At 60.7% G+C, this 10769-nt stretch carries 12 protein-coding genes and 1 tRNA gene; 7 read left to right on the forward strand and 6 right to left on the reverse strand.

Going from position 1 to position 10769, the window contains the following annotated elements:
- Positions 1-98: 98 nt before the first annotated feature.
- A complete protein-coding gene (locus VJR29_09275; protein ID HKY63598.1) occupies positions 99-389 on the reverse strand; it encodes a hypothetical protein in 291 nt (96 codons plus the stop codon).
- A gap of 95 nt (positions 390-484) precedes the next feature.
- On the opposite strand from VJR29_09275, the gene leuC reads away from it, so the two are divergent.
- Genes leuC through VJR29_09290 form a run of 3 tightly spaced genes read left to right on the forward strand, consistent with a single transcriptional unit; the run spans position 485 to position 3483 of the window.
- Complete coding sequence (leuC, locus tag VJR29_09280) at positions 485-1891, forward strand: 3-isopropylmalate dehydratase large subunit (GenBank protein HKY63599.1); 1407 nt, start codon at positions 485-487, stop codon at positions 1889-1891.
- Complete coding sequence (gene leuD / locus VJR29_09285; protein ID HKY63600.1) at positions 1891-2517, forward strand: 3-isopropylmalate dehydratase small subunit; 627 nt, start codon at positions 1891-1893, stop codon at positions 2515-2517. The genes leuC and leuD overlap by 1 nt, the downstream gene beginning before the upstream one ends.
- A 15-nt stretch (positions 2518-2532) precedes the next feature.
- Positions 2533-3483 carry an alpha/beta fold hydrolase gene (locus tag VJR29_09290; protein HKY63601.1) on the forward strand — a complete coding sequence of 317 codons (951 nt, stop codon included), beginning with the start codon at positions 2533-2535 and terminating at the stop codon, positions 3481-3483.
- On the opposite strand, the gene VJR29_09295 is transcribed toward VJR29_09290, so the two are convergent.
- From VJR29_09295 to VJR29_09310, 4 genes are all read right to left on the reverse strand, one after another.
- Positions 3480-4001, reverse strand: a complete 522-nt coding sequence (locus VJR29_09295) for a YetF domain-containing protein (GenBank protein HKY63602.1) — start codon at positions 3999-4001, stop codon at positions 3480-3482. The genes VJR29_09290 and VJR29_09295 overlap by 4 nt on opposite strands.
- Before the next feature lie 12 nt (positions 4002-4013).
- Positions 4014-4784, reverse strand: a complete 771-nt coding sequence (locus VJR29_09300) for an SDR family oxidoreductase (GenBank protein ID HKY63603.1) — start codon at positions 4782-4784, stop codon at positions 4014-4016.
- Positions 4785-4844: 60 nt separating this feature from the next.
- The gene (locus tag VJR29_09305) at positions 4845-6641 is read right to left on the reverse strand and encodes a hypothetical protein (protein HKY63604.1); all 1797 of its coding nucleotides are present in this window, start codon (positions 6639-6641) and stop codon (positions 4845-4847) included.
- A 116-nt stretch (positions 6642-6757) separates the two neighbouring features.
- Positions 6758-8143: a M20/M25/M40 family metallo-hydrolase gene (locus VJR29_09310; GenBank protein HKY63605.1), complete on the reverse strand. Its 1386-nt coding sequence runs from the start codon at positions 8141-8143 to the stop codon at positions 6758-6760.
- Positions 8144-8201: 58 nt separating this feature from the next.
- On the opposite strand from VJR29_09310, the gene VJR29_09315 reads away from it, so the two are divergent.
- From VJR29_09315 to VJR29_09330, 4 genes are all read left to right on the forward strand, one after another.
- Positions 8202-8468: a hypothetical protein gene (locus VJR29_09315; protein HKY63606.1), complete on the forward strand. Its 267-nt coding sequence runs from the start codon at positions 8202-8204 to the stop codon at positions 8466-8468.
- A 170-nt stretch (positions 8469-8638) separates the two neighbouring features.
- Positions 8639-9079 carry a hypothetical protein gene (locus VJR29_09320; GenBank protein HKY63607.1) on the forward strand — a complete coding sequence of 147 codons (441 nt, stop codon included), beginning with the start codon at positions 8639-8641 and terminating at the stop codon, positions 9077-9079.
- A 38-nt stretch (positions 9080-9117) separates the two neighbouring features.
- Positions 9118-9945: a bifunctional DNA-formamidopyrimidine glycosylase/DNA-(apurinic or apyrimidinic site) lyase gene (mutM, locus tag VJR29_09325; GenBank protein ID HKY63608.1), complete on the forward strand. Its 828-nt coding sequence runs from the start codon at positions 9118-9120 to the stop codon at positions 9943-9945.
- 237 nt (positions 9946-10182) lie between these two features.
- Positions 10183-10255 (forward strand) — tRNA-Ala (locus tag VJR29_09330).
- On the opposite strand, the gene VJR29_09335 is transcribed toward VJR29_09330, so the two are convergent.
- Positions 10221-10769 (reverse strand): ABC transporter substrate-binding protein (locus VJR29_09335; protein HKY63609.1); only part of this gene is annotated, 549 nt, incomplete at its 5' end. The genes VJR29_09330 and VJR29_09335 overlap by 35 nt on opposite strands.

Raw genomic sequence — 10769 nt, forward strand, 5'->3', positions numbered from 1 at the left:
CCAGGGAGGGGTAGAACGTTGGCATCCACCGCCATCGTTGGCGTTTTTGCAAACGCTCTACCTCCCCCTACCCCCTCCCTACAAAGGAGGGGGGTAAACTATTTCTTCTTAAACAGCGCATCCAACTTCGCCTTGGCGTCATCGGCCTTGGCGTTCCCCGCCGCCCGCATCGCGTGGTCGCTGGGGATGAAAAAGTCGCAAAAATTTCCCTTATCCTTTTCCAAAACCCGCTCGGCCTGACTCTCCCGGCATTCGTTATAAGCCGACCGATCGTAGTGCTGGCAGTTAAAGCAGACGTGGAGGTCCCAGCCGCAATGCGGACAGGTCTCTTCCCGCCCGATACGATCGCCGGATTCGCTAGACTTTCCGCAATGATGGCAGAGAACCATAGGGAGAACCGCTCCTAGCAAAGGCCGCCGCCGGGCTCAAGGCGGAAAATGGGAAGACCTTGACGCCTCCGGGCCGGCTATCGTAGTTCCAAGCCATGTCCACCGCACAGACGCTCTTCGACAAAATCTGGGAAAAACATCTAGTTAGCACCCTGGAGGACGGCACCGCCCTGCTCTACATCGACCGCCACCTGGTCCACGAAGTGACCAGCCCCCAGGCTTTCGAAGGGCTCCGCCTCACCGGCCGCCAGGTCCGCCGGCCCGACCTGACCTTCGCGACCATGGACCACAATGTCCCGACAATCGACCGCTACAACATCAAGGACGAGATCGCCCGAGCCCAGATCGAAGCCCTCACCCAGAACTGCAAGGATTTCGGCGTCCGGCTCTACGACTTGAACAGCGAGCAGCAGGGCATCGTCCACGTGATCGGACCCGAGCTCGGCATCACCCTGCCCGGCACCACCATCGTCTGCGGCGACAGCCACACCTCGACCCACGGCGCCTTCGGAGCCTTGGCCTTCGGCATCGGCACCTCCGAGGTCGAGCACGTCCTGGCGACCCAAACCCTCCGGCAAAAGCGGGCCAAAACCTATCAAGTGGACTTTCAAGGCAAGCTCGGCCGTGGCGTCACCGCCAAGGACATGGTCCTGAAGCTCATCGGCTTGATCGGCACCGCCGGCGGCACCGGCCACGTCCTCGAGTACACCGGCGAGGCGATTCGCAGCCTCTCGATGGAAGGCCGGATGACGGTCTGCAACATGTCGATCGAAGCCGGAGCCAAGGCCGGGTTGATCGCGCCCGACGAGACGACCTTCGAGTATTTCCGCAAGGTTCAGCGCCCCTTCGCGCCCCAGGGCCGGGATTTGGACAAGGCCATCGCCTACTGGAAGAGCCTGGCCAGCGACCCCGGCGCCAAATACGACCGGACTCTGAGCATCGACGCCGCCAAGATCGCTCCTCAAGTGACCTGGGGAACCAGCCCCGGCATGGTGATCGACGCCGACGGCGCGGTGCCCGATCCCGACAAGGTGCCGGGCCTCTCGCGCAAGGACGCCGAGCACGCTCTCGCCTATATGGGACTCAAGGCCGGCCAGAAGATCAGCGACGTCGATGTCGACGTGGTTTTCATCGGCTCCTGCACCAACTCGCGGATCGAGGACCTGCGGGCCGCGGCCAAGGTCTTCGACGGCCGCCGGGTCTCGGGCCGGGTCAAGGCCATGGTCGTCCCCGGCTCCCAGCAGGTGAAGAAGCAAGCCGAGGCCGAGGGCTTGGACAAGGTCTTCACCGCCGCCGGCGCCGAATGGCGCGAATCGGGCTGCAGCATGTGCCTGGCGATGAACCCCGATCAGCTCAAGCCCCAAGAACGCTGCGCTTCGACCAGCAACCGCAACTTTGAAGGCCGCCAGGGCAAGGGCGGCCGCACTCACTTGGTCAGTCCCGAGATGGCCGCCGCCGCGGCCATCGCTGGGCATTTTGTGGACATCCGGAGTTGGAAATAATGGAACCTTTCAAAAGCCATCGCGGCAAAATCGCCACCCTCGACCGGGCCAACGTCGACACCGATCAGATCATCGCCAAGCAGTTCCTCAAGTCGATCAAGAGGACCGGCTACGGCGAAAGCCTCTTCTTCGATTGGCGCTACCTGCCGGACGGCAAGCCCAACCCCGATTTCGAGCTGAACCAGCCCAAATTCAAGGGGGCTTCGATCCTGGTGGCCCGCAACAACTTCGGTTGCGGCTCCTCCCGCGAGCACGCGGTCTGGGCCCTCACCCAATACGGCATCAAGGCGGTGATCGCGCCGCGCCGGGGCGACATCCCGGCCTTCGCCGACATCTTCCACAACAACAGCGTGAAGAACGGCCTGCTCAACGTGGAATTGAAGGAATCGGAGGTCGAGGAGATCTTCCAAATGGTCGAGCGCTACGAGGGACTGGAAGCGACGGTCAACCTCGAGGAGCAGCGGATCACTCTCCACTTGCCGGAGGAAATCTCCTTCCACTTCGACATCGACGCCGCGATCAAGAACCACCTGATCCGGGGCCTCGACGAGATCGGCCTGAGCCTGCAACGCGCGGCCGAGATCGGGACCTTCGAGAAGACCCACGACGCCCAAACCCACTGGTAAAAGAGCCAAGAGAAGATGGCGCGGAGATTCTACCAGCGTAAACGCTTCTGGGTTCCCTTCCTGCTCCTCTTGCCGGTCCTGGCTTTCCTCGTCTACTTGGCGCTGGACCCGATCCCCCGCTTTCGACGCAGCGTCGATCGGCTGCTCAGCCTCCAAGGCATCGAGCGAAAGGTCTTGGGCCAGGGCCGCCGCGCGATCATCTACTACGAAGGGGGGCCGCGCGACGCAAAGGCCGTGATCCTGCTCCACGGCTTCGGCGGCAATGCCCAATTCACCTGGATGCGGCTGATGCCGGCTCTGGCCGAGCGCTACCACGTCATCGCGCCCGACATGTTGGCGAGCAATTTTCTGCGGCTCAACCCGGCGACTTATTCGGTCGACTCCGAGGTCGATCAGGTCCTACGCTTGATGGACGGCATCGGCGTCGGCCGGGCCGACTTCGTGGGGCTTTCGGTCGGCGGTTGGGTCAGCCTGATCCTGGCGTTGGAGCATCCCGAAAAAGTCGACCGCTTGGTCCTGGTCGAAAGCGCCGGCCTCACCACCGAAATCCCCGAATTGGCCCGGCTGACCCTGACCGACCGCGAGAAAGCCCGGCGCTTCTTCGAGCTGCTCTTCTACAGCCCCCCGCCCCTGCCCGGCTTCGTCCTCGACCAGATGATCCGCTCCTCGACCCGAATCAAGACCCAGTACGAAGCGGTCTTCATGGGCCTGATCGAAAACAGCAAGCTGCGGCTGCTCGACGACCGGGTCGCGGAAATTCAAAAACCGACCCTGATCATCCACGGCCGTCAGGACCGGGTGATCCCCTTGGCGGTGGCCGAGCGGCTCCACCGGCTCATCCCCCAATCCCAGATGGTGGTCCTGGAGGAAAGCGGCCACGCTCCGGTCTGGGATCAGCCGGCCAAGCTGAAAAGCGCAATTTTGGAATTTTTGGCGGCTAATCCCGTTCGCGGCCGCAATGACTAGGGTTGGGTGGTTTCGACATCCTCGGAGAACCGGTCTTCCTTCAACTCGGAGCACTTGGTCACGCTGATCGAGCCGTCGCTCTCCAAGATCGCTTCGTAGATTTCCGAAAAATCGTGGATCCCCTGCTTGCGCAGCAGAGTCTTGAGCTCATGGACGTTGATCAGCTCCTTCTCCAGATTCTTGCGGAGGATCTTACCCTTGTGGATCAGCATCGTGGGATGGCCTTCGAACAAGCCTTCGAAGCGCTTGGACTTGTAGCTGAGATACTCCACCAGCCAGCTCAGGCCCACGATGACCGCGGCCAGGATCAAACCGCCGGTGATCGAGTTGTCGCCGCCGTTCATCGAGTTTTGGACCGCGTTGCTGATGAGCAGGATCGCCACGAACTCACCGGCGCCCATCTGGCCGATTTGGCGTTTGCCGCCGATTCGCAGCAGGATCAGGATCGCCATGTAGACGAAGGCGCCTCGAAAGAGGAAATGCCAATACGGGATCGAAACTTCCCAAAAGCCTTGCAAAGCGACCTCCGCTTAAGAATACACCGGCATCAGGAAGCCGGTGCCTCCATCGGCGTATAGCGTCTCGCCGTTGAGCCAGTTGGCGGCCGGCGAGCAGAGAAAGGCGATGATCTCGGCGACGTCGCCGGTGGGCATGAGCCGGCCCATCGGGTTGAGCTTGGCGAGCGCGGCCTTGTTTTCCTCATAGGCCGCGCCGAAGTAAATCTTGAGCGAGTCGGTGTCGACCAGGCCGGGATTGACGCCATGGACGAAGATTTTCTCGGAGGCGTTCTCGATGGCGTAGTAGCGGGTCAAGGTCTCGAGCGCCGACTTGGCCGCGGCCAAGAGGCCGTGATTGGCGCAGTACTTCTTGGTGTCGATCCCCGAGACGGTCACCACCTTGCTTCCTGCCGGCATCAGCGGCTTCAAGGCGTTCATGGTCAGAATGAAGGCCGTCACCGTGATGTTCATCGTCTTGGCGACGTGATGCTCCCGGATGTCGGCCAAGGGCTTGAAAGCGGTGGCCGCGGCGTTGGCGACGAAGATGTCGATCCGGCGATGCTCGGCCTGGACCTGGTCCAAGAATCGATGGACCTGCTCCAAGTCCGAGAGGTCGGCGGCATACTTCCAGGTCTGGACGCCGATCTTTTGCAGCTCGGCCTCCAGGGCCGCGGCCTCTTCGAGATTCTTGCGGTAATGAATGAGAATGTTGGCGCCCTGCGAAGCCAGCTTCAGAGCCACCGAGCGGCCGATGCCGCGCGAGGCACCGGTGATGAGGGCTTTTTTGCCTTTCAGATCGGTCATGGTCCTTCCCTTTCGGAAGGACCCTAACGACCTTCGTCGAGCTTGGCAAACGGATTAAGCTTAACGTCGACCGCGGCCGCCGCCACCACCAAAGCCACCGCCACCGCCGCCGCCAAAGCCGCCACCACCTCCGCCGCCCCGGAACCCACCGCCGCTGCTGAAACCACCGCCACCACCGCCGAAACCACCGGAGGACCGAGAATAGCCGCCGGAAGAGCCTCCCGGGTTGCGGCCACCCGATCCGCCCGAATAGCCACCCGAATCCATGACTCGGCCTCGGCTATGGCCGCCACCATAGGAAGGCGAAGGAGCGCCGCTGCTGGCTGAAGGCGCAACCGCGCTATTGCGCGGCTGATAGACTGGACGGCTGCGCGAATCGCTCCCGCCCCGATTGGGGTTCGCGTCACGGACTCGGCTTTGGCTGTTCACGCTGCCGGTCGAGGCGGGTCTTTGCCGACTTGTCGAAAAGATCTTGCCCTGATCGTGGCTCCGAACCGCCGACCTTCCGTCGGAGGCTCCTGTCGGGCGGGCTCCGACCGCCGATGGGTTGCCATTGCGGCTCCGCGAGCGAACTTGCTGGGTGTCGTTCGCTCTCGAACCGGTGATGGAAGAAGCGCCGCTTTGCCGCTGCCTCGTCACTTCACTTTGGCCGAATTGCCGCCAACTATCGGCCCGACTGCGGCCACCGCTGCGCACCATCGCATCGGTGATTTGGTTGCCGTGGCGGTTCTGCCAATTGCCGACCGCGTTATGGAATCCGCTGCGATAGTAATAAGGATTGCCGCGGTAGTAATAGGGGTTGCCGCGCCAGCGATTGTAGTAGCCGTAATAGCAACCGGCGAGGTTGGGATAGTAATAGAAGTTTCCCGGATAGCCGAAGAACCAGCTCGTGTAATAGAAGGACGGGAAGCCCCAGACGTAGAAGCTCGACCCATAGCCATAGAAGCCGGTGTACCACCAAAGCGGATAAGGTCGCCAAAAGGGCCAGGAATACCAATAGGGATAGCCGAACCAGTAGGGATAGGGATTGATGTTGATGCTGACCGCGGTGCGGGTGTCGGACGGCGGATAGTAATAATCGTCGTCAGCATCGTAGCCGTACTCGCCGGCGAAGGCCCGGGCCGACTCCTGGAGCTCTTCACGGGCTTCGGGATCGTTCTCCAGGGTTTGCCGGTAGTCTTCGATGGCCTCTTCCTTTTGCTGGGCCACGGTCCGGCTGAGCTCGTCGATCCTTACCTTGGTCCCGTTCGGGTCGCTGCGATAAGCCTCGCCCAAGGCGGTGGTGAAGTCGCGATTTTCGGTCAAGGACTTGAGCAGCTCGGGCTCTTGGATCAGAGTGCGGAAAGACGAAGCGCCTGAGGCCGGCAAGCTGCGCAGCGAGTTGGAGAAATCTTGATCGGTGCTGCCGTAGAGATCGCGCACGCCCCGAAGCAGGACATAGTCCTTTCGTCCCAAGCTCTGAGCCGCCTCTTGGACTTTTTTGGAATAGTTCTTGGTCAGATCCTTGATCTGACCTTTGGACTTCTGCCCGCCATCAACCAAGTCGGAGACCAAGTTCGGATAGCGCACCAGCTCGTAAACTTGCTCTTGGGTCTCGCGCGGGTAGGAGGAGATCAGCTTTTGGAAGTTTTGTTGGCTTTCGGTTTGACGCCGCTCCAGCTCCGAAAAGGTCGCGGGATACTGGGCCGCCTCCATGGCCGCTTGGCGGACATTTTCCGGATACCCGGCTAGGGTATCGGCGGCCTCGCTGTTATTTTGGATGGCTTTGTCCAGCCGGGAGAGGGACTTGGCCGCTTCGGCCGTCCCCGTCGGAACAACCACCCAAGCGAGAAAAAGCAAAAAAGTTAATCGTTTCATGGCATTATTCCCTTAACCGCGGACCCCCCAATCCCTCCATACGTCCGCCATACTAATATCTTGAGCCAAAACTTAGGACGGGGGAAGCCCCTAGAAATGTTAAAGGAATGCTGCCTTTAGCGTAATTTTTCGGCGTAAAGGTAGACCGCCGACTTCATCCCCTTTTTCCAATCCGGCAGGTAGAGGCTCTCGTTCTCGCCATGGGCATTGCAATAGGGGTCTTCCAAGCCGACCAAGAGGGCCGGAATGCCGCCGAAAGCTTGAGTCAGCGGCTCGACGAAAGGAATGGTCCCGCCGCAGCCGATGAAGGCGGCCGGCCGGCCATAGCCTTTCTCCAGAGCCCGGGCGGCGGCCTCGTAAGCCGGCCCCACCGGATTCACGTGCCAGGGCCTTCCGGCCGTCCCCGGCGTGACTTTGACTTCGGCGCCGGCCGGCGGGTCTTGCTGCAGAAAGCTCACCAAGCGGTCGCGACTCTTTCCCGGATCCATGTCGCTGACGATGCGGATCGAAACCTTGGCCCGGGCCCACTCGACGATCTGATTGCTGGTCTTCTCGACTTGCGGCGCGTCGATGCCGAGAATGGCGGCGGCCGGCCGGCACCAAATTCTTTCGTAGACGCTGAACTCCTTCTCGCCGGCGAGGCGCAGCGAAGGCACCGCGCCGACCTGCTCCAGGAACTGCCTCTCATCGAAGGGCAGCGATTGCAGCCTTTCCTTCTCGACGCCGGTGACCGGCCGGACGCCTTCGTAAAAATCGGGAATCGCGATTTTGCCTTCGGGTGTCCGCAGCCGGGCCAAGATTTGATTCAAGGCGCTGAGCGCATCCAGCGCCGGACCGCCCCACATCCCGCTGTGCACCGGATGATCAAGGGTGCGGACCTCGATCACGGCATCGACCAATCCGCGCAGACGATAGGTGAGCGAAGGCAGGCCGAGGTCGAGGTTGGCGGTGTCGGTCAAGACCATCAGGTCGCAGGCCAGCTTTTCGCGGTATTGCTCGAGAAACCGCTCCAAATATTCGCTTCCGGTTTCCTCTTCGCCTTCAATAAAGAAGCGGACGTTGACCGGCAGCTTCCCGCCGGTCTTGAGATAGGCTTCCAACGCGGCGAGGTGCATGAGGCCGCCGGCCTTGTCGTCGACGACGCCCCGGCCATAGAGTCGGTCGCCGCGGCGCTGCGGCTCGAAGGCCGGCGAGAGCCATTTCTCGGGCCGGCCCGGCGGTTGAACGTCGTGATGGGCGTAAAGCAAGATGGTCGGAGCGCCGGGAGCATGGAGCCAATCGCCGTAGACGTAGGGCGGAGCTCCCGGAACTTCGAGGAGCGCGACGTTTTCCAGGCCGGCGTCTTGCATTCGTCGGGCGGTCCACTTCGCCGAGGCGACCAAGGTCTCGGGGGGATAGCCCGGGAAGCTGACCGAAGGGATCCGTGCATAATCCGAAAGCTCCTGCACGAAACGTTCGAAATTCGACTCGATGTAAGCAATGGCTTGATCAATGGAAGACATGGAGGCACGTTACGATAAAGCCAAACCGGACGGCAAATCATTCCCAGGAGGAGCCAAGATGCCCTACATCAAGATGGAACAGCGTCAAAAACTCGACGATGGAGCCATGCCGCAGGACGCCGGCGAGCTGAACTACGCCATGACGCGGCTCGTCCACCGCTATCTCGAAGCGAAGGGCCTGCGCTATTCAACCTTGAATGAAATCATGGGAGTGTTCAGCTGCGCGGCGCAGGAATTCTACCGCCGTTGGGCCATTCCCTACGAAGATTCGAAAATCCGGGAGAACGGCGACGTGGCCCCGAAAATCGGCAATTCCGCCCCTTAAAATGAGGATTTCTCAAAAGCGCTTTTCATTTTGAAAAATTCACAGCTTATCCACAGGCGCTAAGCTGGGGATATTCTTCACTTTCAAAATTATTATCCACAGAGTTATTGGCACGCTGTTTGTAACTTATATCGCTTGTAACGTATGGCAATGCCAAGAAAGGAGGCCATATGAATCAGGGTAAGTTCCAAGCACTGGCCGATCGATTGGGCCAGCGACGTGAAAAAAACCTGCGGGAGCGGCGTCCTATGCCGCATTACGAGCCGATCTTTCGCGATTTCGATGTCGAGGAAGTCCGGCCTTCGAAACAGCTCTCCCTCACCTTCGAAGAGCTCAATCCGGTCCTGGAAGTCTACCAACGCTTCGACTCCCGGGCTCGCGAGATCGAGTGGTCGGTCTACGGCGGCAATGGCGAGTTCCTGCTCCAGTTCGGATGCCGGCTCGACGGCGGAGTCTATGAGATCCACAGCATCCACCCGGAGCTGCTGCAAAGCCGGGAGGAGATGCGAGGTTATCTCGAGGAGCTGAACCGCCGTCTGGCCACCCTCTACCCGGCTCTCGAGCTGCTGCAAGACCGGGACGGGAAGCCGCTCTTGCAAAAAAGAGGATAGGCGTTGAAGCTCGGCTAGGTGGGATATATTAGGATGCTATGCCGGAGCTTCCCGAAGTTGAAACCATTCGACGCAGCCTGCTCTTCCTCGAAGGGCGGAGCATCGCCTCTCTCTCCTTCTCGCGCCTCGCTCCCATCGAAACCACTCGGCCCGAGGCTTTGGTGAAAAACTTCCAGGGCCGCAAGCTTGGCAGGCTGGAAAGGCGCGGCAAATATCTCCTGATCGGCAATGAAGAAGACGCGGCCCTGGTGCTCCATCTCGGCATGAGCGGCCGACTGCAGTTTTTCGCCGCCGCTCCGGTTCGGGCCGACAAGCATGCCCACATGGTTTTCGAATTCAAGGACGGCTCGCAGCTGATCTACCAGGATCCTCGCCGCTTCGGCACTCTTTCGCTCAGCCTGCGCCGCGAGCGCGATGACAATGCCTTTCTCCGAAGACTGGGCCCCGATTTCCTCGCCGAGGATTGGAGCGCGGCCGATTTCGTCGCCCGCTGCCGGCGCCACCCGGGAATCGACCTGAAGGCCTTGACCCTTCATCAAGGAATCGCCGCCGGCTTGGGGAACATCTACGCCTGTGAAGCCCTTTACCGGGCGAGACTGAGCCCCCGCCGCCGGGTTCGCCGCACCAAGGACGCCGAGCTAGCCCGGCTCTGGGAGGCGGCCCGAGCCACCCTTCGATTGGGAATCGAAATGGGCGGCAGCAGCCTCCGCGATTACTTCGACGGCTTGGGCAATCGAGGCGTGATGAAGGAGTATCTCCAGGTTTACGATCGGGAAGGAATGAGAACTCTCGATGGAAAGGGGACGGTGCGGCGGATGGTGCAGCAGGGTCGTTCGACTTGGTATAGCCCCGAAGTGCAGCGCTAAATAAGAAGGGCAATCCCCCGGAAGGGATTGCCCTCCACCCTACTCGACACGCTCCTCACTCATGATGAGAAACCCCTAGATGGTATGCTATTTGATAATGTAAAAGTTAGGCCAAACTATGCTAATCGTAAAGATATTTTTTCTTATTTTCAAAAAGGCCTGAAAACACCGATAATGATTGACTAAAAAGATGGTGACTTATAGACAGGTCGCCACCAAAATCGGTTGACCGACAATGGGGACGTAGCTCAGCTGGGAGAGCGCCTGAATGGCATTCAGGAGGTCGGCGGTTCGATCCCGCTCGTCTCCACATTCTTCCTCATTCTCCGCTCCAGACCGGAGAAACCTTCGACCCGAAAAATCCGATTGAAGGGTCCGCGGTAGTTGCGGCTCAGCAAAGCCCCCTGCACCGCCAAATCCACGATCTTGAAAGAATCGCCGCTCGGCGCCAAGGTCCATTCGATCCGAACCGGCCGCCGATCGACCAGGCCTCGTATCGCGACAACCGATTCGCGGCCCTCTTGTCGCTCGAGTGAGAGCTCGGCTCGGCTCAGCCTTTTTCCGTTCCAACGGTCGGCCTGGTGCGCCAGTCCGCGGGTGACGGCTTCGACGAAGAGCCGGCGCAATCGCGCCGACTCTTCGGGACTGAGCTTGGCTTGGAAATCTTGGGTCGCCCGGTCGAAGAGAGCCGAGAAGTCATAATATCGCTCCACCCGCAGCTGGATCGCCTCCTTCGGCGCCAAGCTCATGTCGCGCAAGGCCCCGCGGGCGAAGTCGACCGGCCCCGGAGCCGCCAGGGCGGCTCGCCCCAGGAAGAGAAGAAA

Source organism: bacterium, assembly GCA_035281585.1.
Lineage (GTDB): Bacteria > UBA10199 > UBA10199 > DSSB01 > DSSB01 > DATEDP01.